Origin of the sequence: Candidatus Jettenia sp. AMX1 (genome assembly GCF_030263775.1) — a bacterium.
Lineage (GTDB): Bacteria > Planctomycetota > Brocadiia > Brocadiales > Brocadiaceae > Jettenia > Jettenia caeni.
Window position 1 is genome coordinate 23511 of the sequence record NZ_SZPP01000008.1, and the last position, 21542, is coordinate 45052.

Consider the following 21542-nt stretch of genomic DNA (forward strand, 5'->3'; position numbering starts at 1 on the left):
TTTTTATTCATATTTCAGTTCTCTTTTGACCTTATCTCTCTGAAATTTTCCAAACCAGCTTCCAAATTTTCAATAATATCTTCGGCCAGTTCATCAGGATCAGGCAGGTTATCAAGGTCAGCCAATGATTTATCTTTTATCCATGTGATGTCGAGTGAGGTCTTATCACGGCCGATGATTTCATCATACGTGAATTTTCTCCACCTGCCTTCCGGATTGGTGTCTGCATTATATGTTTCCTTCCGTTTGTGGCGGTTGGTTGGATGGTAGCAGGCAATGAAATCCTTCAGATCTTCCAGCTTTAAGGGGGTTTTTTTCAGTGTGTGGTGAATATTGGTACGGTAATCATAAAACCAGGTTTCCTTCGTCCATGTTGTTTTCCCGGCAGGCTTTGCATCAAAGAAAATCATATTCGCCTTTACGCCCTGAGCATAAAAAATCCCTGTTGGCAAACGAAGGATGGTATGCAGGTCGGTTGTTTCTAAAAGTTTCTTGCGCACCGTTTCTCCCGCCCCTCCTTCAAACAATACATTATCAGGCACCACAACGGCTGCTTGCCCTGTTGTTTTTAAAATGGTGTGGATATGCTGGACAAAGTTGAGTTGCTTGTTGCTCGTAGTTGCCCAGAAATCCTGCCGGTTGTAGGTCAGGTCTTCCTTTTCCTGTTCGCCTTCTTCGTTGGTGAACGTCATGCTGCTCTTTTTTCCGAAAGGTGGATTGATGAGGACATAATCATACCGCCTGCCGTCATCGGCAACCAGTGCATCGTTGGAAGAAATCGTATTCTCGCTGTCAATATCACCGATGTTGTGCAGGAACAAATTCATCAGGCACGACCTGCGGGCACTGGCAACAATCTCATTGCCGAAAAATGTTTTGTATTTAAGGAACTGCTTTTGCTCTTTATCCAATGAATAATTGTCAGCAATAAAATCGTAAGCAGCTAAAAAGAAACCGCCTGTTCCGCAAGCCGGGTCTGCAATGGTTTTATTGGGTTCCGGTCTCAGACATTCCACCATTGCCTTAATCAGTGCCCTTGGCGTAAAGTATTGCCCTGCGCCGCTTTTGGTATCCTCTGCATTTTTCTCCAATAGCCCTTCGTAAATCTGTCCCTTCACATCTGTGCCCATAATGCTCCACTGCTCCTTGTTAATCATATCAATGAGCTTGTAGAGTTTGGCAGGGTCTTGAATCTTATTTTGGCTCTTGGTAAAGATCTGTCCAAGGATGCCTTTTTGTTATGATAACTCGAAGCAGCGTGGCGTAATGCAGTTCCAGCGCAGCACCCCTCTTTTCGGTTAGACTTTCCCAGTTATATTCCCCGGGGATGGGAAGTTTGCGATTATATGGCGGTTTGGAAAACTCATCTGCCATTTTCAGAAACAACATATAGGTAAGTTGCTCTAAGTAATCGCCATAGCCTACGCCGTCATCCCGTAAGGTGTGGCAAAAGCTCCATACCTTGCTAATGATACCGGATGTGTTGTGGATGCTGTTCATGCTTTTTCAATCCTGCCCTTCTGGGTATCCAAAATCGTAGTGCACAAAGAATATTCAAACCATTCGTTAAACATTTCCATAGTTCTGTTTTGTGGCCACAAGGCTTCATCTGTGTACCAGTTGTTCAACTGATCTGTGAAAATACTGTCAAAATTTCTCTTTAACCAGTTTTGCATCTGACTGACTTCTTCGTAGCCGGACAATAAGTAAACGTCCCCGTCTTTCAACTCATCAAGGAAATCTTCTCCCGGCTCAACGCTTAACAGCCAATCAAGAAATGGTTGCTTCGGTTTTAAAACCAAAGCGGTTCGTTTGAGATTTTCGTAATATTGTAGCATAGTATTTTTCCCCATTTTAAATATTCCTCTTTCATGATGCTATATTGTTACCATTTATACTCGTCAACTTCGGCAGCATGGGATGTTTATAGACATGTAATTCATCTTCTTAATCCCAAAGGGATGGCATTATTATAGCATATTGGCACGCGATTGTTTTTTAACCCTGAAGGGGTGATATATGTTCAGGTTTGCCGTTGTATTTCACCCCTTCAGGGTTGGTATTATTTTATGATTTTCCCCTATAATCATGTCATCCCTTCGGGATTAATACATGCGAGAAATATTACTCCATCCACTCGAACAAATATTTTTCATTGTATTCAATTTCAAATTTTTTTAAAAAGTCAATATATTCCTCCCTGAAGGTTTTCTTGCGGTGATGTTCCTCCTGATTCAATATGTAATCGTAAACATTTTGAATATGTGAATGAGAATAGGAAAATGCGCCATATCCTTCCTGCCAGGAAAATTTCCCTTTCACTAATTTTTTCTCATTGATAAAATTGGATGAATTGTTTTTGATGTCGCGAACCAAATCGGAAATAGCCATAGCAGGCCGCAATCCGACAAAAGCATGGATATGGTCGGGCATTCCATTGACAATGATTGGCTTTTGCTCTCTGCCTTTGATGATGCCGGCAATGTATTTATGCAATTCATCTTTCCACTCCTTACCTATGAGATTTTCCCATCCTTTTACCGTGAAGACAACCTGGATGTAAATTTGTGAAAATGTACCTGCCATAGAATTCCCCCCTTTCAATCCCGATAGGATATCATTTTTATAGGATATCGGTACGTGCATATTTTTTAATCCCGAAGGGATGGCATTATTATAGCATATCGGTACACAATTATTTTTAACCCCGAAGGGGTGGTATATTGTCGTTCTTGCCGTTATATATCATCCCTTCGGGGTTGAATTATTTATTTTACGTTTTTTCCTATAATCATGTCATCCCTTTGGGATTTTCTTCTTCCGTGTCTCATTCTTTAATTCAGCCTTCTCCCTGTCTGCCCTTATCCTCTTCAAAAGTTGCTGCCGGTTCGTCTTTGGAGTTTTGGGCTACCAACTTTCCTTCAGATGCCTTTTTCGAGTTATGAGTAGGGTGGATTAAGGCGTTGTTTTTTACGCCGAATCCACCAATACTATTTCCAGAAAAGGTGGATTCGCTACCGCTTAATCCACCCTACCGTAAACTCGCTTACATAAAATGAAAATTCCTATACAATCAAGATACTTTACCGTATGGCCTCGCTTTCAGGCTGACTCAAATGAATTTTTTTGCTTCCAAAATGGGAAAGAACTACGGTAATTTCCATTTTTATACCCATTTTGTCTCTTTTTAGCCAATAAAGTAGAGGAAAATACCCAGAAAATAAGGCAAAATTATCCATTTGATCCAGTCTGTTTGCTGCAAGCTGTGGGCAGTAGTTTTTTCCAGAATTATCGCAAACGGAGAAGCGTCTTCACATATTTCAATCCTATAATCATGTCATCCCTTCGGGATTTTCTTCTTCCACGTATCATTCTTCTCCCTCTCTACTTTTATCCTCTCCAATAATTTTGACGCTGGTTCGTCTCCTGGGTTTTGGGCTACCAGCTTTCCTTCAAATGCCTTTTTCAAGATGCTTTGCCGCAGGGCTTCGCTTTGCTGCAAGGCGGTTGTTATGGTTTCTTCTAATTTATCGCATACTGAAAGGCGGGTCTCGACTTCAGAAACGATTTGGTTTTGCTCTTCAGGTGAGCAAACAGCTATTAAGAGAATTTCAAACTTTCTTTTGTTTAGTATAGGAAGTGTTGTTGCTGAAGCATTCTCTTTTATCTGCTCTTGAAACTGCGGTGAGATTGCTTGATAGTAGATAAACTTTGGGTTGTATTCCTTAAAGGGAATGATTGCATTTATTTGTTGATTGAACCCGCCTCCCTTTTTTATTAAACCTGTTTTACCAATTGTTGCACCAATACAAGTGACAAGCGTTGAATTTATTGGAACAAATCGTGCTTCTTTAATACCAAGATCGGACAAACCATCCAGTGATTGTTGAACATTGTTTCCTGCTTCCAAATTTGTTGGTTTATAAAATGGATAAGCTCTTGAATAAAATTCGGGATTTTTCTTAGAAGGTGTTGTTCCGGTCCCAACCTTCCCAACATCTTTAACCTTCACCCACCACCATCCCTCCGGCAATTCACCGTCTTTTACATTTTCATGCGTCAATCTTCCTTCAAAAGCCCACTTCAACACGGCCTGGCGGTAGACTTTGAGTTGCTGCTGGGCGGTTTTTAAACTTTCAATGCCTTTGTCTAATTCGCTGAAGAGTTCTTCTATTTTGGAAACGATGCGGTGCTGTTCGGGAAGTGGAGGAATAGGAATTTCAAAATCAGAAAAAAATCGTGTTGGAACTCTTTTCTGTCCTACACTACCAGTCATATTACTTTCTGCAATTCTTCTGAATTGCTTTTGAACAATGAAATAAAAAATGTATTTAGCGATAACACATTCCCTTGATCGCGAAACATGAAACTCCGTTGAACCGAAACCAATTCCATTTTTCAGATCATGTAAAACAGCACATTTCCCGTTCTCCATACATGGCGTAATCTTTGCAAAAATCACATCACCATCTGTAAAGGCGGTAAAGCCTTTTTTTACGTCCTTATATTTTCTGAATTCAGTAAGATAGAATACGTTTTTTTCTTCTTCAATTAATCTCATAGGAAGAAATGAAACTTCTGTGTTATCATCAACATTTTTAAAAGGAAGTTTAGGATTTATTTCTGCAACTTCACTATGTTTGACAACTTCCCAACTCGAAGGTATTTTGCTTTTGTCAATCATCTTATACTGCTTTTTTATGGATAAACACCTTAAAATGTCGTAAAAAATTGGAATTAATACGGAATCAATACGGGGTGTCTATCAAATAACCATCAAATAAGATTTTAAGCCTAAAAGGGAATATAGCTGGCATATTTTCTTGATTTACTGTTAGGGTCTTCGTCAGAAAATTAATGTCTGTGTTGCTCATTTTGTTTCAAATTACCAGTTTGAGAACCACCGGTTGTATAACAATATTGAGGAGAAAAACACACTTTTACCCAAGCTTCATAACTTGGTGGTATTCGATTTCTATCAATCATATTTATATCACCCTTTCAGGGCATCGATATAATCTTGGATTAATACGTTAACAGCCATAAAAACCAGTATTTAAGCCGTTTGCTTAACCACATCAATATTTGATTGTGCTAATTTTGTGCTATACTCGCTATAGCTTTTCTCTAAGAGTTCAACGGCTTTTTTTAGATGCACAGGGGTAATATGGGCATATCTTCTCGTCATCCGTGTATCCTTATGTCCCATAAGCTCTGCAAGGGTATCTAAATCAACTCCTGATTGACGATTCCAGGATGCAAAACAATGCCTCAAGTCGTGGAATCTAAAATCCTCTATTTCTGCACGCCTCAAAGCCTTTTTAAAATTTATTTGAATGCGCCCGGCTTTAAAAGGCATTCCATCGTCACTATAAAAGACATATGGACTTTTAGAATTGTTTTTCTTCATGGTTACTTCTAAAACATGGTAAGCAGGATTAGCAATCGGAATTCTTAAACTTTCATTATTCTTTGTCTCTTCGCTACTCAACACTATTACCCTTGCCAGTAAATCAACTTGATTCCACTTGAGGTTTAAGATATTACTCTGCCTTAGACCTGTCCAGGCCGCAACAATTACTATATCCCTAAGCTTGCCCTCACAACAGTTCAGAAGTTTATTAAACTCATCAAATGAGAGATGCCTTACCCTTTTTACATCGGCATTTGGTTCCATCTCGATTATTGGAGTTTCTTTTATCCATTGCCAACGCTTCTTGGCAAGGTTAAACATCCTTCGCAGTATCTTAAACTGGCGATTAATGGTTGCTGGTTTTACCCCTTTATTCTTTCTCATTTGCCTAAAGTCGTCTATTCGTGCAGGGGTAATTTCAGCAAGCCTATATTTACCGAAAAAATCTTTTAGTTGGTTCAAATAACTTATTGAAGAACGCCAGCCCTTGAGTTCTCTAAACACCTGAGTCTCATATTTTTCGGCAAGCTCTTCAAAGGTTCTTTGGTTTCCTTCATCAACATCAAACCATTTTCCCTCAGTTATTTGAGTTTTAACCTTATGGTAAATCCTTTCTGCCAGCTTCTTATCTGTTGTCTCTGTTGATTTTCTTACCTGTTGGCCCTTATAGGTAAACCTCATCCACCAGACCAGACCTCTTTTATACAGTCCCATGTTCTTTTTCCTCCTTTCCGAGACCTTGACATGGGTCTGGCTTCCTGTTGGATGGATTATATTCCTTATCCTTCTTATCATCAATATTTTTTTTAGCATGAAAGAGTTTGATAAATTTCATCTGTGTTTTCCGCCATTCATTTACTGCTTTCTCAAAGGCTTTTACGTCTTTTCCTTCATTCCATAGGGTATTAATTTTATCTTCATCAATGAGGGCTTTCTTATAGAGTTTCGGGAATGTCTTTGATATATAGCGAATGGTTAAATCTGGATAACCTTCATTTATTTTATTTACTGCTTGTTGAAAGATTTCATCCATCTGAGAAATATTTCTTAGATATTCTATAACCATATCTTTATTTTGTTTTACCTCATTGATTATAGTTGAAGCCTCTTTTGGAGGATCATCCTTGCCTATAAACTTTAGTTTAATCTTGTCACCTTCAAGTAAGACTCTGTATCCCAGGTATTGAATTGTATGGATAAGTTTTTGAATATTGTTCAAATCTCAATTTCCTTCTCTGGAATATTTTCATCTTCTACTAAATCACTCATTCCAATGGTCACATGGTCAGGGGCATTCTTTTGTGATGACTTATGACTTACCATTACAGGAATAGGGCAATGGTCATCAATGGTCATGGTAATGTATCTTTGGTATATACTATCAATACGGTCAACACTGAATTCATACGCCCTTTTACCGTCTTTTCTCCCAACCGGCTTATCATAAAGGCTTAATTGCTTTACTATCTTGCCTATCCATATTTGGAACCTCTTTTTTTCTTTCTCATCCATCGTTGAGTAATCTGATTTGAGGTTTTCCGCTATATCCGTTATGGTTAATATCTCTTTACCTTTTCCCTTGAGGATTTCCTGTAATGTCTCAAAGAGTTTGATCTCATATTCGGATAATTCATTTTGGGTTTCCTGCATACTTTCAAGAAAAAAGCCCTTGATCTCTTTCATTTCTTCACTAGGAACATTTTCAAGCTGTAATATGCTCTCAAGAGGTCTCCAGAGTTCCTTTACCCTGTGGGATACGTCTTTTCCTGTCTCTTGATAGAGTTCTCTTACTCTATGCCACCTGGTAAAAAGTAACCGGTATAACCTATCCCTTAAGTCATTCCAAATGGGTAAGTATGCATCGGGATAGGGATATTCCTTGATTGCCCTGAGCATGGTTATTTCAATACACCTATCCCTTAGATCACTATCGATTTCTTTTATGCTTGCAAATGCCTTTGGCCCGAAAGTCTCAAATTCTATGATTCTACGGCCCTTGTTTGACATATTTACAATTCTTCTCTTACCGCCCCCGATTGTGTAACTATCCGAAAGGATGCCTAAAATCTCTGTATTCTTTTTATTGCTGAGTTCTTCTGCCTGGTCATTTAAAAATGTCCCTCGTACTCCATCAATGCTATCGGCAAGGGATGCAACCGATACACCCTTTACTTTCATGGCGTTAAATGATAATCGTTCCAGCAAGTCCAGGAATCTACTCTTACCGCTTTGTTTCTTCCCATATATGAACAAAAAGGGGAAGGCATGGAAGCATCTATGAAAATAGGTTGCTATAATCCATGCTGTTATGATGCCGTAGATAGCCTCTCTCTGAAACTCGATATAGTTTTTGAGTGTTTGTTTTAGTTCCTGATAGAGTTCTTTTGGTGGTTCAGGATTGGTAATAAAGCTCGATATTTTGTTTTTATTCCATCGGTCATTTACTCTTAAGAGCATTTTATCTTGTTCATGAAATATGATTGTCGTATTTTCGTATTTGAATACGCTTTCTTTCTGTATGGATATATCTTTTCCCGATATGATATAAAAATTCTTATTTTCCACTTGATTGTTTGTTATCACCGTTTCCCGGAATCCCAATGACATAAATATCTGGTTTACTTCATACGAAGGATGCGCAATGATATAATCGTATTCGTTATTTGTATGGTTAAGATTGTTCGTTTCCATGGACTGCCTCGATTGCATGTTTAATGATTCTGTTTATATCCTGATTCCTTGTTGTTTTTTTTGTGATCTTTTGAGGCATGACTTTTACGCTATGAGATTCCATTACCCATGCCTCTATCCTTTCCATGTCAAAACGCCAAAGGCCGTTTAATTTAAATGAGGGTATTAATCTTCGGTTTACCCATGAATAGAGGGTTGACTGCTTAACTTTCAGAAATTCCGATACTTCTTTTATGGTTACTATTTTCATGGTGTCTTACCTCATATCCTGTTATATTTCTTCTTTTTATTATCTATCTTTGTCTTTAAGTAATCTTCATCTCTGCCGTTGGTTTGTTCTCTGAGATAGTTCTTTGCCTTGTCTAAATATTCATTGAGTGTTCCCTTATCAACGTTTTCAAATCCTTCCCGGGCTGCAAAGGCTGTGATATAGCCAATACCGTTTTGGAATAACGTCTTATCGCTGGGAATCCTTGACTTGTTTACTTGTCTTAAAATACCTGTATATTTGCCATCATCGAATTTTACATCCTGAATCCTTTCCCATACGGAATCTGTCTTCCATCGTGTTCTATTTATCGTAGTGTCTTTTATTGCAAGTCTTAGCCATTCGTGGGTGCAATATTTCCAAATATCATTCCTTTTTTCCATGAGATCTGAAAACGTATGGATAGCCATTTGTGCTAGCAACTCTCTCCTCAATTGAAATTCAAGTCTCCATACCCTTTGGATTGTGTCCCAGCCTTGCTTTTCCCAAAGTTCCTTGAGATAGTCCTTATGACTCTTTTCAAGTTCAACGGTCTTTTCATAAAGTCGTGCAGATATGTCACCACCCTGGCCTATTGTCCAGCCGGTAAATATATCGCCTTCCCAATACTTATGGGTCTTTTTTGCCCTGGTTACCCATGATACCTTTTCAATGGCTTCTAATTCTCTATCAGTAACGAAATCAGTAAAGATATCGGTTCTGCTGATAGTCTCTTCTTCTATTTTTTCCAAAAGCATGTTTATGACTTTTCTTAATTCCTGAATAGAGGTATCAAGACCATAACAAGTAAGGAGTTCGCTCGATATCTGTACATATACCTGGGGAAGTTTTTGTCTTTTACTTCCTGATATTTGCAGGTGATACCAGTTATCTACCAAAATAAACGAATACCACTTGGTGCCTCTATCTAATACCTCAAAGCAGTGATCATTAATGGCTATTCTTGCCAAGGCTTGTTTCTTTTCCTGTTCTGATTGAGCCAATTTCTTTTTTTCTTCCAAGTGTTCTTGTAATCCTGCTTTCGGCGTACCTTTATAAGACACATACAAACTATCGATTCCTTTAAAAAGTTCTTTTAGTTCCATTGCTAAATATCTCTTAAAAAAGATTATGTAATTTGGCGGTGCTGTGTTACTGGGTACGCACCGCAATAGATTGCCTATCTCTATTTCATAACTGGTATTAACATTATTGGTTGACGCTTTTTCGCCCTCGTCCGTCTAAGCCAATTGCAAGCGCACTTGCGCCTACATATTTATACTACATGTGCGCTTGCTCTTCCTTCGGGCAGCGCACCTAAGGAATGGCGCAAGACTTTAGCGGAACAAGGGCAAAAAAGCTTAAATGAAATTATGCTTATGAAGTTCTCTTTTCCCGCCCGTGCTTCGATGCGCTTCCGCATGGCTCACGCGCACGAAGCACGGTAAATATCTCTTCTGACCATGAAATAAAAAAGCCACAGTTTGTTTTACTGTGGCTTTATAGTATTGAATAGCGAGAATTATATCCAGGACATGAAAAAATTATTTCATGTCCGTATTTTTACAAATCATTGAATACCTTGTTATAATCCTCAATAACGTTATCATCCTTGAGACGATCCATAAATTTCCTGAAAGCCTCCGGTTCTTCTGGTATCGTTACTCTGCATATCTTTAATAGCTCCATGAGTTCACTATTGTCAAGCCTATATAGACCAAGAGACCACAATGAAGCTAATATTATAATTGCTTCTCCATACATCAATTTTGCCGGTATTGGAGGTTTTTTTATTGCCCTTCCTAACTGTTTAAAAAAGATAGAATCTCCTGAATAAAACGCCTTTCTAATGCGTTTACGCACCCAATCCACCTCAAACAGGGTTTTATCAAGATGGATTGCCTTGTATAATGATTCATCATTATTTCGTGCTTCATCAAGTAGCTCATCAAGAGTCTTTTTGTAAGTCATTATTGATATGGCATTATACATTAATTGCGCTCCTATATTGATAAGATTCGATTTATTGATTTTTTTATCCTCATAACTTTCACTTAGTGGATCCCAATAACCTCGAATTCCTGTTTGAAATATCAAACAAAATATATCCATTCCTATCTCAAAAAACCCCTTTATCAATTCCTTTTGAGTCTTTCCTTCGGCAAACGTCCTAGCCTCTTCTGGCGAAAAATAAATTTCGAGGCGTTTTTTGTAATAATTCCTGCTATTTTCCCATGGCAATCCCTTAATCATGCCTATGATATTCCATTTTAACGCATCTAAACATTTGTTTTTATCTTCTCTCTTTGATTTTTTATTCTCATTCATATTAATTAATCTTGCCGTATTCTTAAAAAAGTCCAATATATGCATAACATTAGGACTTGCGCCTAAGGTAATTATATTATTCGTTAACTTTTTCAGATTTCTTTGATTTGGCTTGAATTCTTTTAAGAGAAGTGGATATCTTTTACGCTCCAAGACTTTTAGTGATTCATCATCAAGCGTTAAATATCGTTTCTTTTTATCGCTCGTGCAAATACAAGTATTCTTTATGAAATCCAGGTGAACCTTAATCAGTTCATCAAAGGCAGGGTCAATTTTCTCTTTCCAACTATCATTCATATTTGTTTATACCTTTTACAAAACCAATCTATATTAGTAATTATATAATTAATCGTAACTATTGCACCACGCTTTGTTTTGCTCTCACATAGCTCTCACTTCACTCAGTACATGTTTTAAAACTATAATACAATATATAAGTTGACAAATTGTATCATACAACATATATTGTATGATAATTAATAATCATTTCCGCAAAATAATTGGTATTATGTTTAATTTCTATTCTACTTTTTACAAAATAAAACTATGAACGATGTGTTAAATAAAATTGTTTTAAATCTGTATTGTGATGAAATTAAAGAAGTTGAAATTATAGATTGGTGCTTGGTAACGAAAAATGAGCACATATTGGAGTCCTCATAATGGATGCTAAAAATAGATTACAAAAAGAATAGTATTTTAAATCTTTTCATAAAAAAGCCAATTATTCTATGTCGTATACTGTTACTAAAAATAAAGCAAAAGCATTAGAGCAACTTACAAGCTTGATTACTTCTTTTGAAAAGCAATATTCTCACCTTAAAAAGAATAAATACAGTGAAGCTCAGTTAAGGATAGATTTTTTAAATGCTTTTCTCAAAACTTTCGGTTGGGATGTCAATAATGAAGAGGCAAAAAATCAATTTATCCGAGATGTAATCCAAGAAGAATCTATTAATATTGAAGAAGATGACACCATTACCAAGAAAAATCCTGATTATACCCTAAGAATCTTAGGCAATAGGAAACTATTTGTTGAAGCAAAGAAAGTTTCAATAGATATAGAATATTCCAAAGCCGCAGCATTTCAAACAAGGCGATACGGATGGAATGCTAATTTAGGAATATCTATTTTGACTAACTTTGAGAAATTGATTGTGTATGATTGCAGATATAAACCTAATATTGATGATGGCCCACAATCTGCAAGATATCGAATATTTCATTTTAAGAATTATTTAGAACAATTTGAGGAGCTATATCAATTACTGTCTTATAATTCCGTTAGTTCTGGCTTTTTAGACGAATACTTTTCATTTACGGAGAAAGATACCACTCCCTTTGATGAGTATTTCCTGCTACAAATTGAGAAATGGAGAGAAAAGCTTGCTATTAACGTTCTTAAAAATAATAAATCCCTTAAAGAGGAAGAAATCAATTTCTTAATTCAACGTCTGATCAATAGGATTATTTTCCTTAGAATTTGTGAGGATAGGGAAATAGAAAAATACGAAACACTAAAGAAAATCAGTAATTATGAAGAACTGAAAAAGCTTTTTATAGCATCTGATAAAAAATACAATTCTGGACTATTTGATTTTATTGAAGACAATTTATCCTTAGGGATAATAGTTGATCCAGAGCTTTTAATAGAAATTTTCAATGAGCTTTATTATCCTGCCAGTCCTTACGACTTTTCTGTAATAGAGCCTAATATTTTAAACCAAATCTATGAGAAATATTTAGGGAGTAGGATTGCTTTAGTATCTGAAAAATCCATCCGTATTGTAAAGGAACCAGAGGTTATTGCATCCAATGGTGTCATTCCAACACCTAAATTTATAGTTGACCAAATAATTAGAGAAACTCTTGAACCTTTACTAGAAAGAAGTACCTTACAGCGAATTAATAATTTAAAGATTGTGGATATCTGTTGTGGTTCAGGAACATTCCTAATTTCACTATTTGATTATTTGATAGAGAAACATATAAATATCTTGCTCCAATCCGATGTGATCGACAATGATATTGCATATCAAACTTATGATAAATCTTGGCGATTAACTCTGAAAGCAAAACAAAAAATATTACTTCAAAACATTTTTGGAGTCGATGTAAACCCTTATGCTATTGAAGTAACTCGGTTTAGTTTGTTACTAAAGCTACTTGAAAACGAGAAAGCAACTTCGATTGACTACTATTTAAATACTTACAAAAGAAAGGTTTTACCGAACCTGAATAATAACATCAAATGCGGTAATTCATTAATAGATGATCAGTATTTTGAGTTTGATAAAGCCGCACTAGAAAATGACGAGCTTTTATACAAACTTAAGCCTTTTAATTGGTCTGTTGAATTTCCATTTCTAAAAGAAAAGAAAGGATTTGATGCCGTTATCGGAAATCCTCCCTACGTACGTATTCAGAATCTAGTTAAATACTCTTTTGAAGAGATTCAATATTATCAAAGTAAGCAATCTCCTTACTCTGTGGCATCTAGTAACAACTTTGATAAATATTATCTATTTATCGAACGAGCAATTGAACTTACAAACGAAAATGGTGTTATTGGCTATATTGTCCCACACAAATTTTTTATCGTGAAAGGGGCGAAAAAGCTTAGAGCTTTAATCACCAGCCAATGCTCATTATCTAAAATCGTTCACTTTGGGGTTACACAAGTATTTCCGGGCAGGTCAACCTATACAGCCATTTTAGTAATTGATAAGCGACCCAAACAAAAATTTTCTTTCAAAAGAATTACTAAATTAAATGTTGAGCATAGTTTCAACTCTGCCACTATCGCAGAATATAACGTTGCAGATTATTCCGACCAACCCTGGATATTTTTATCTAATGAAGCCACAGAACTCTTTAAAAAGATTAAAAGTAAATTAACTGTTCCCCTAAAACAAATTGCAGAGATATCTGTCGGGCTCCAAACAAGTGCGGATAGAATTTATGTTATTCAGCCTATCGAAGAAAAGCAGTATACAATTTTTTTTGAGAAAGAAGGAAAGAAATGGGAAATAGAGAAGGCAATACTACTTCCGTGCATTTATGATTTGTCTTTTAGCCTATTTGACATACCACAGCCAAATGCATTAATAATTTTTCCATATACTATCTCAAATAATCGGGCAGAAGTTTTTTCAGAAAAACTATTAAAAAGTAATTATCCTCTGTGCTGGAAATATTTGAACCATTACAAAACTGATTTAGAAGAAAGAAGTATTAACGGTACAAGGGAAATCAAATGGTATCAATACGGTCGTTCTCAGAGTTTAACAAAGTTCCATAACAATCCTAAAATAATTTGGCCTGTACTTTCCAAACAATCAAGTTATGCTTATGATAATGCTAACTTGCAATTTACAGGCGGTGGTAATGGTCCTTATTATTCCTTAATTTCGAATTCTAATTATTCTATTTTCTATTTGCTAGCTATATTGGCACATCCAGCTTTTGAGGCAATGGTTAAAGCAAGAGCCAGTGAATTTCGTGGATCATATTATTCTCATGGCAAGCAATTTATTGAAAACTTGCCCATCCGAAATATAAATTTTGATTCAATAGAAGAAGTAAATCTTTATAATTCCATATGTAAAAATACTAAAGAAATTATAAAAACAAAGCAAACTATTAACAAGACATATATTGCCAATAAAAAGTCCATTTTGCAGAGAAAATTTAATTATTTATATAATGAAATAATTTCAATGATTAATTCGTTGTATGGAATAAAAAAAGAGGAATTGGAAGCTATAAAGGATAGTAATTTATTTTTAGCGGAAATTATAGAAGATGAACAGAATAGCTGAAGTATTAGAGCATATTGACGAAATAAAATTAAGAGGTGGCTATTACACACCTAAAGAGATAACATGGTTCATCTGTAAATGGGCCATTACTAACTCTAAACAAAAAATACTAGAACCAAGTTGTGGCGATGGTAACTTTATAGAAGCCTGCCTAGATAGATTCAAAGAACTTGGGATACCTAAGAATAAGTATTATAACCTGATCAAAGGCATAGAAATTATTCCGAAAGAGGCAGAAAAGGCAAAAGCTAGAGCAGCAAAATTTGGACTTAATTCAGATTCCATTGTAAATATTGACTTCTTTGAATATTTATCAAGTAATGGGAAAAGCTCATTTGATGTGGTTGTCGGCAATCCCCCATTTATTCGCTACCAAAATTTTCCCGAAGAACATAGAATACGTGCTATTCAAATGATGAATGCCTTAGGCCTTAAACCTAATAAACTGACAAATATTTGGGTACCTTTCCTGGTAATTTCTTCAACATTGTTATCTAAGATCGGCAAGCTTGGGATGGTTATTCCAGCAGAATTATTTCAAGTGAAGTATGCTGCTGAAACGAGAATCTTTCTTTCAAACTTCTTTGAGAGAATAACAATTGTGACTTTTAACAAATTAGTATTCACAGGTATCCAGCAGGAGGTTGTTCTGTTACTTTGCGAAAAGAGTGCTCCAGAAAATAAGGGTATACGAATGGTTGAACTAAGTACACTTGCGGATCTTGAAGGGTTTGATTTCAAAAGTATTCCTAATATACTAGTTAAACCTGTTGATCATACAAATGAAAAATGGACAAAATATTTCCTTGAAGAAAATGAGATACGTCTGCTTAGAGAATTAAAGAATAATAAAGATATACCACGCTGTGGTGATGTGATGAAAGTAGATGTAGGCATTGTTACAGGAAGAAACTACTTTTTTATGTTAAATGAAAAACAGGTCGAAGAAAAGGAGTTGAAACCCTATACACATAAAGTAATAAGCAAATCTAATCATCTTAAAGGAATTATTTTTACTGAGAATGATTTTCAAATAAATTCAAAAGCTGGTTATCCAATTTATCTCTTTACACCACCAGATAATGATTTAAAAGATTTACCTAAAGTTTGCCATAATTATATAAAGTTTGGAGAAGCACAAAAATTTCACACAGGATACAAGTGTAAGATTCGTAAGAGATGGTATATAACACCTTCTCTATGGGTACCAGATGCATTTGTTTTGAGGCAAGTAAGTGATTACCCTAAACTGATTTTAAACTCTGCTAACGCCTCATCTACAGATACTATTCATAGGGTAAAATTCAAAAATAAAATTGACCCCAAATTAATTGCACTTTCATTTTTAAACTCATTAACTTTTGCTTTTTCAGAAATTACAGGTAGGAGTTACGGTGGAGGCGTATTGACTTTTGAACCTTCTGAAATAGAGGAACTGCAATTGCCGATTCTTAATAATGAAAGAATCGATTTTAAAAAGGTTGACCAACTTATCCGTGAGCGAAAGATTGAAGATATACTCGATTTAACAGATAAGGAGCTGTTGGGTAAACAGTATGGGCTTACTGAATCTAAAATCAAGATTTTAAGGAATATTTGGAGGAAGCTATCTAAAAGAAGATTGAATAGAACGCACAATAAATAATGAACTTATCAGACCTTAAAAGTACTATATTACTTTTGATAAAAAAGTATTTGCTTTTTTCCAAATTAAAATCAAATAATTAAAATTTCCTTACCAGATTGATACATCCAAAGGTTTTATAATGTTATGAACTAAATATATGGCCAAATATAACATATATAGAATCGAAAAGTCCAAAGAATCGAGCTTGATTGAAAAACTACAGACCATCGGTCTTTCTCTTGCTAGAAAAAAAAGTATCAATGGTTTTACCCTTTCATTTTATTTTTCAAAAGAACCTGAGGACATTGATATTTGGTGGGTCGATCTATATAAAGATTATTTTAGCTCAGATAATAAACCAAAGAACAAGGCTTATTTTGGAGTATTTTTAATTTCAAATTCGACATTGTCATATGCAATCAGCATGGGAAAATCACATTTTTATCTCAAGGATTTTTGTGATACCGACTTTGGAATCAATCTTGCTGAGAGAATAGCTGACGATAATAATCTTAAGCTTAAAAACTCAAAACTGTTTGGGGGCAAGAGAAGCAAAACAATTATTTCATATCAGGAAAATAGCGAAATTGAATATGATAGTGGAGAATCTATACATTATGTTAAGGCCAAAACGATTAATAAGGATAAATGGGGAGAGATTGCAAGTTTTGGCAATTCAACACAGTTGCATTTAAAAATCTTACCCGATAATTTACCTGAATTAGTACAGGCTATTGAGGAGGAACTACGGAAAAACCCTAGGATAATTTTACCCAGAGCAACTTCTGTCGTAGACAGTACAAAAATAGTTGAGTTGGATCAAAAACTTGCACAGGAAATTCTAAACAGTACAAACGCTGGTTTACAGCCAGCAGAGGCAACGGTTTCGGGTGTTGATTTTATTTTTCTGGGTAAAAATCAATATAGTTTTATATTAGGCCGACAAAGACAGGATATAGAAGAACTTAGCCTTTCCGCTCTTCACAATTTCATAAACCGATACAATATTAACCTTGTAGCTAATATTAACAATATCAGAGTAAAAGTCTCGGATGAAAATAACAAAGGGTATGCAAAACCATTAAAATTTTTCTTTGATTTCGTTGATGACGAGAAGCACTTTCTACTTGATGGTAAGTGGCATGTTTTCAACCAAAACTATATTGAATTTCTGATGAAACAAATTGATGAGAAAATTACTTTTGAAAATCCAAATACTAACTTTTCTAATTCTGCATTTGAAAAGTGGCAAAATAGCCTTTCTGGACAAGAAAGTGGTGTTTATTGTTATCCCGAATATTATTTCAATTCTTTAAGAGAAAATGAGGGTTATGTTAATTTAGATAGGCATCTAACCACTATACGACAATACAAAATTGAGAAGCTGGATTTATTCAAAGATAGTACAGCATTTTTTGTTAAAATTGGAACTACACAAAAATTTGCTTATGCAATCGATCAGGCAGTTGCAACAGTTAAAATTTTACAAAATCTAAACACATCAATCCAAATCAATAATCAAGATGTTAAACCAAAAAAGATATGTCTATGGTTCATTTTTGAGCGACAAACTCCCATTACAAAAATTGCTGAAATCAAATCTTTCATTTTCTTAATGAAACTTGCTGAATGGCAAAGACAGTGTTCTAACTCCGGGTTTGAACCTGTTGTTCGTATAGGATATAGAACGAACTAGTTCACGTCGAATTAACAAATTGATATAATCAGCAATTATTCTACTGATATTTTATAAGATTTACAAAAAATAATAATCCTCAAGAATGCTTGTTTTACATCATCTTTCCTTATATTGATTGTTTTATATGTAATGAAGTAATCAAATATTATTTGTGCTAATTTTATACTAAAATTAATCAAAACACATACAATTAATTAAAACATATAGAATAGACATAATGCTAAAAATTCTTTAATTTCAATGTAAAACAGAAAATCAGTCCAACATCAAGGATTTATAATTTTCCTTCACCTTTCCAGCTTCCAGTGTTAATTGAGCCACAAACTACGCCAGTGATATTACCTTAGATTATAATAGTAAAATATTTAGTTATCTAAATAACGAAATTAAGTATGAATAATAAATTTGATCAAATTATACATTGGGCGAAAAACAAATTTGTTATTATTTTCATTATAATAGCAATTATTGTTTATTTAGGTACTTTGACAAAAGCCTTAGATAACATCTTTGAGTTTTCAAAACGCCTATTTAACCCAACAAAAAGGACGTCCACGGAGATTACAAAATTAGACAAAAATAAATATACAAAAGAACCTTTTTCCTATTATTCTTGGAGTTATCGAAGGATTGGCCGTTATAAAACATTTGTATTATTTACTAAGTGGAAACCTGTTTATAACATCCAAATGAAAATTGGATACATAGGCGAAAATCCTGAAAATATCGATGTCTTCATTCCAATAAATGGCAAAGTATTGGATTCTGCAATACCTCCAAATATAAAATATACAAGTCTTCAAAAAGATGATGTTTACACTAATAATTATTTAAGCATATTATTTCAAAATGTAAGACCTGGTAGTATAATTGCTTTTTCATTTCACGTTATAACCGAATGTGAAGGAGAACCCATAGAGAAAGATTTAATTAATATCTATAACGGAAAAACGAAAACATTAAGTTGGGATAACTTTGATTCAGCATTTAATGCTAAAAATGAAGGATTTTTTAAATATTTATTCAAATAACAAAGATTCTGTCTAAATTGCTACTAAAGAAATAGAAGTGTTATAAACTATTATTTGATCTTTCGCTGTAGTTGTGCTAATTTTGTGCTATAAATGATTGAAGTAGATAGAATTGATCAAACCCATTAGAATAGATATAATTCTAACAATTCCTTAATTATCAAGGTAAAACAGGAAACCAGCCCAATACTAAGGACTTAAGAACTTTTTAATATTTCACCCTTTCAGGGTTTATTAATTTCCTTTTCTCGTTTTTCTATAAAAATATCAACCCTTCGGGCTTAGCTGCTGGGTTTATAGTATTTATAAAACAAGGATTTTTGTATCCAGAGAGCCTTCATCTTTAACTATAGACTTCCAGCTCTTCTGGCCTATATGGTTCTTGTGGCTTGTAGTGGCTTATTCCCAAGCTCTTCCCCATTTACATGAGGACATGGTTTGGGAACACAATTGTCTGGAAACTCTGTTTCGAGGGTCCATAGTTCTGAGAGATCATACGATCAGCTCCTTCTTGATTCGAGAAACAGAGTTCCCCGGACAGGCATGTTCCCAAACAGAGTTTGGGAACAAGTCGGGTAGCGCTTAGCTTAATGTATATGACGATACACCCTATCGCGGTATGTCTTGAATAGGAATTATTTGTCCATGCAGAGTATCATCACCAGGGGTTTTTCCTGCCATCTCTATTCTCCATTTGTCATTCCCGAACGTCTTTTAGTATTTCAAGGATGAAATCGAACATATACCCATCTGGAGAAAGACTACCTCACCAGTCATTGCGAGGGTATTGTCCGAAGCAATCCCAAAGGCAGAGATTGCCTCGGTAGAGACGCAAGATTTTTCGTCTCTACCCGCGCAATGACATGTTTAAGGATTCCACACGTTCTATACACCTGCATACAACCAGGATTCTGCTTTCACCATATTCGGTTTCTTCTATTGGATACTATAAATTGACATAAAGGGTAATTTATGATAGTAATAATTTATTGCAGAAACTGAGAGACTGTCTGAAAAGCGGTGGATTCAGCGCAAAAGACAGCGCCTTAGTCCACCTTACTCAGTATAGAATTACCGGTAGGGAGGATTAACCAGAGCGAATCCACCATAGCATCTTTTCAGATAGTCTCTCGGAGCCAATCCGAAAACCTATAAAAGTCTCGGATAGGCCCTTATCCAAACACACTCATTGATTGGGAAAATTACCTATGGTTAAAAAAATTTGTTGCTTGTTCATCACACTTATTACCCTTTGCTTTTGTCAAAGCAAAAATCAATCTTATGCCAATACAACAGGAGAACAAAAAATGAAAATTGAAATAAAAAGTCCAGCCTTCGAAGAAGGAAGCATGATACCGCAAAAGTATACCTGTGACGGAGAGGACTTCTCCCCTCCCTTATCATGGAGTTCTGTTCCGGGCGGGACAAAAAGCCTTGCTCTTATCTGTGATGATCCGGATGCACCCATGGGAACATGGGTTCACTGGGTACTTTTTAATCTGCCAGCGAATGTTCAGGAGCTATCTGAGAACATACCACATCAGAAAACCCTGGGAAATGGCGCTAAACAAGGAACAACCGATTTCAAGAAGATTGGTTATGGTGGACCCTGTCCACCCGGTGGCACACACAGATACTATTTCAAGTTCTATGCTTTGGATACAGAAATTAATCTCGACGCTGGTATTACGAAACAACAATTACTGAAGGCAATGGAAGGACACATCATAGCTGAGGGCCAGTTGATGGGAAAATATAAAAGGCAATAAATTGTGGAAAATGCGGTGAAAAAAGGCAGTGACACTTGTATATCAACCTATCACGATGTCCGTTATAGATTCATATCTTTAAGAGATTACCACTGGTAACTGAACTGTAATGAATTTCTGAATACACAATCTTCGCTTTGGCCATTTAATCCAATCGCAACACCGATACTCAAAACTACCTGCTCGTGTAGCTGAATATCAATATTTGGAACAATAAAATGAGAGTGTTCAGAGGATGTTCTCAGACCTCCCAAATCTCCATGGAATTCCAATCCGGTTGTTATTTTGTCTGAAGGACTATACTGGATTGCGTTTGCATAGAAATACGTGAGTTCTCTCGGTTCTTTCGTATATCGATAAAAGAACCCCGGACCAACGATAAGAGTAAATGAATATATAGATTTTGAGAATATAGGCCTTAACTCGATGCTATCCGAATATTTCTCCTGTGCAAGAGGGTCTGAATAATTTCCTGTATTGAATGCCCATTCATTATTGAGACGAAAATCAAAAAAGTTAGACTCAAATACGGCAAAATTAAACTCTGTTTTTATTAAAGTAAGTCTGGTATTGTTATCGCGTGAATCAGGGCTTTCAAATTGAGTGTCACCATCAAAATACAGAGACTGTGACCATCGGTCGGTAATGCCTGTTTCTATTTCAATTTCATGGAATAGAACGTTGCCAACATCCCCTGCCGATGAAGGGACAACGAAAGAAGGGATAAAATCATTGGTGTATGTCACCCAGGTAACACCTTTTTCGGGTCTTTTTGGACCGTAGAGTTTCAGATGTCTCGCTTCAACGATGGTAAAAAATCCAAAAAATAAGATGGCGCCTATAATGATACATACATGAAATATACCGGATTTTATTCCCCTTTTGCTTATGTTCAATCCATTTTTCCTATAGCATA

Annotated in this window: 15 protein-coding genes and 1 pseudogene; 5 read left to right on the top strand and 11 right to left on the bottom strand. The window is 35.5% G+C overall.

What is annotated here, in order from left to right:
* Positions 1-14: 14 nt before the first annotated feature.
* From FBQ94_RS02950 to FBQ94_RS03000, 10 genes and pseudogenes are all read right to left on the bottom strand, one after another.
* A pseudogene (locus FBQ94_RS02950) lies at positions 15-1500 on the bottom strand (class I SAM-dependent DNA methyltransferase).
* Complete coding sequence (locus FBQ94_RS02960; protein ID WP_285441977.1) at positions 1497-1838, bottom strand: hypothetical protein; 342 nt, start codon at positions 1836-1838, stop codon at positions 1497-1499. Before FBQ94_RS02960 ends, FBQ94_RS02950 begins: the two are co-directional and overlap by 4 nt.
* Positions 1839-2124: 286 nt before the next feature.
* Positions 2125-2586 (bottom strand): IS200/IS605 family transposase, encoded by a 462-nt coding sequence (gene tnpA / locus FBQ94_RS02965; RefSeq protein ID WP_040543705.1) that lies wholly within the window; start codon positions 2584-2586, stop codon positions 2125-2127.
* Between the two features lie 751 nt (positions 2587-3337).
* Positions 3338-4684 carry a restriction endonuclease subunit S gene (locus tag FBQ94_RS02970; protein ID WP_007221842.1) on the bottom strand — a complete coding sequence of 449 codons (1347 nt, stop codon included), beginning with the start codon at positions 4682-4684 and terminating at the stop codon, positions 3338-3340.
* A 372-nt stretch (positions 4685-5056) separates the two neighbouring features.
* Positions 5057-6127: a tyrosine-type recombinase/integrase gene (locus tag FBQ94_RS02975; RefSeq protein ID WP_007221841.1), complete on the bottom strand. Its 1071-nt coding sequence runs from the start codon at positions 6125-6127 to the stop codon at positions 5057-5059.
* Positions 6114-6632, bottom strand: coding sequence for a hypothetical protein (locus FBQ94_RS02980; protein WP_007221840.1), 519 nt, complete (start codon positions 6630-6632; stop codon positions 6114-6116). Before FBQ94_RS02980 ends, FBQ94_RS02975 begins: the two co-directional genes overlap by 14 nt.
* Entirely contained in the window at positions 6629-8104 is a 1476-nt protein-coding gene (locus tag FBQ94_RS02985; protein WP_007221839.1) for a DUF3631 domain-containing protein, read from the bottom strand. Before FBQ94_RS02985 ends, FBQ94_RS02980 begins: the two co-directional genes overlap by 4 nt.
* Positions 8085-8354, bottom strand: coding sequence for a helix-turn-helix domain-containing protein (locus tag FBQ94_RS02990; RefSeq protein WP_007221838.1), 270 nt, complete (start codon positions 8352-8354; stop codon positions 8085-8087). The genes FBQ94_RS02985 and FBQ94_RS02990 overlap by 20 nt, the downstream gene beginning before the upstream one ends.
* 11 nt (positions 8355-8365) lie before the next feature.
* Positions 8366-9457: a hypothetical protein gene (locus FBQ94_RS02995; RefSeq protein WP_007221837.1), complete on the bottom strand. Its 1092-nt coding sequence runs from the start codon at positions 9455-9457 to the stop codon at positions 8366-8368.
* A 457-nt stretch (positions 9458-9914) separates the two neighbouring features.
* Positions 9915-10976, bottom strand: a complete 1062-nt coding sequence (locus FBQ94_RS03000; protein WP_007221836.1) for a hypothetical protein — start codon at positions 10974-10976, stop codon at positions 9915-9917.
* Between the two features lie 434 nt (positions 10977-11410).
* Here FBQ94_RS03000 and FBQ94_RS03005 point away from each other — a divergent pair, with 434 nt between their 5' ends.
* From FBQ94_RS03005 to FBQ94_RS03025, 5 genes are all read left to right on the top strand, one after another.
* Positions 11411-14500: an Eco57I restriction-modification methylase domain-containing protein gene (locus tag FBQ94_RS03005; protein ID WP_007221835.1), complete on the top strand. Its 3090-nt coding sequence runs from the start codon at positions 11411-11413 to the stop codon at positions 14498-14500.
* Positions 14484-16145: an N-6 DNA methylase gene (locus tag FBQ94_RS03010; RefSeq protein ID WP_007221834.1), complete on the top strand. Its 1662-nt coding sequence runs from the start codon at positions 14484-14486 to the stop codon at positions 16143-16145. The genes FBQ94_RS03005 and FBQ94_RS03010 overlap by 17 nt, the downstream gene beginning before the upstream one ends.
* A gap of 139 nt (positions 16146-16284) precedes the next feature.
* Positions 16285-17823, top strand: a complete 1539-nt coding sequence (locus tag FBQ94_RS03015) for a DUF6119 family protein (protein WP_040543704.1) — start codon at positions 16285-16287, stop codon at positions 17821-17823.
* Between the two features lie 395 nt (positions 17824-18218).
* Positions 18219-18857, top strand: a complete 639-nt coding sequence (locus FBQ94_RS03020) for a hypothetical protein (protein ID WP_007221832.1) — start codon at positions 18219-18221, stop codon at positions 18855-18857.
* A gap of 1307 nt (positions 18858-20164) precedes the next feature.
* Positions 20165-20626 carry a YbhB/YbcL family Raf kinase inhibitor-like protein gene (locus FBQ94_RS03025; protein WP_007221831.1) on the top strand — a complete coding sequence of 154 codons (462 nt, stop codon included), beginning with the start codon at positions 20165-20167 and terminating at the stop codon, positions 20624-20626.
* An 86-nt stretch (positions 20627-20712) separates the two neighbouring features.
* Here the strand turns inward: FBQ94_RS03025 and FBQ94_RS03030 are convergent, their stop codons facing one another.
* Positions 20713-21522: a hypothetical protein gene (locus tag FBQ94_RS03030; protein ID WP_007221830.1), complete on the bottom strand. Its 810-nt coding sequence runs from the start codon at positions 21520-21522 to the stop codon at positions 20713-20715.
* Positions 21523-21542 lie beyond the last annotated feature (20 nt).

What these genes read in the sequence shown, in the direction of transcription:
- FBQ94_RS02985 (WP_007221839.1), bottom strand. Translation starts at nt 8,104, where the DNA reads ATGGAAACGAACAATCTTAACCATACAAATAACGAATACGATTATATC.
- FBQ94_RS03010 (WP_007221834.1), top strand. Translation starts at nt 14,484, where the DNA reads ATGAACAGAATAGCTGAAGTATTAGAGCATATTGACGAAATAAAATTA.
- FBQ94_RS02970 (WP_007221842.1), bottom strand. Translation starts at nt 4,684, where the DNA reads ATGATTGACAAAAGCAAAATACCTTCGAGTTGGGAAGTTGTCAAACAT.
- FBQ94_RS02990 (WP_007221838.1), bottom strand. Translation starts at nt 8,354, where the DNA reads ATGAAAATAGTAACCATAAAAGAAGTATCGGAATTTCTGAAAGTTAAG.
- FBQ94_RS03025 (WP_007221831.1), top strand. Translation starts at nt 20,165, where the DNA reads ATGAAAATTGAAATAAAAAGTCCAGCCTTCGAAGAAGGAAGCATGATA.
- tnpA (WP_040543705.1), bottom strand. Translation starts at nt 2,586, where the DNA reads ATGGCAGGTACATTTTCACAAATTTACATCCAGGTTGTCTTCACGGTA.
- FBQ94_RS03005 (WP_007221835.1), top strand. Translation starts at nt 11,411, where the DNA reads ATGTCGTATACTGTTACTAAAAATAAAGCAAAAGCATTAGAGCAACTT.
- FBQ94_RS03020 (WP_007221832.1), top strand. Translation starts at nt 18,219, where the DNA reads ATGAATAATAAATTTGATCAAATTATACATTGGGCGAAAAACAAATTT.
- FBQ94_RS02995 (WP_007221837.1), bottom strand. Translation starts at nt 9,457, where the DNA reads ATGGAACTAAAAGAACTTTTTAAAGGAATCGATAGTTTGTATGTGTCT.
- FBQ94_RS03000 (WP_007221836.1), bottom strand. Translation starts at nt 10,976, where the DNA reads ATGAATGATAGTTGGAAAGAGAAAATTGACCCTGCCTTTGATGAACTG.
- FBQ94_RS02960 (WP_285441977.1), bottom strand. Translation starts at nt 1,838, where the DNA reads ATGCTACAATATTACGAAAATCTCAAACGAACCGCTTTGGTTTTAAAA.
- FBQ94_RS03015 (WP_040543704.1), top strand. Translation starts at nt 16,285, where the DNA reads ATGGCCAAATATAACATATATAGAATCGAAAAGTCCAAAGAATCGAGC.
- FBQ94_RS02975 (WP_007221841.1), bottom strand. Translation starts at nt 6,127, where the DNA reads ATGGGACTGTATAAAAGAGGTCTGGTCTGGTGGATGAGGTTTACCTAT.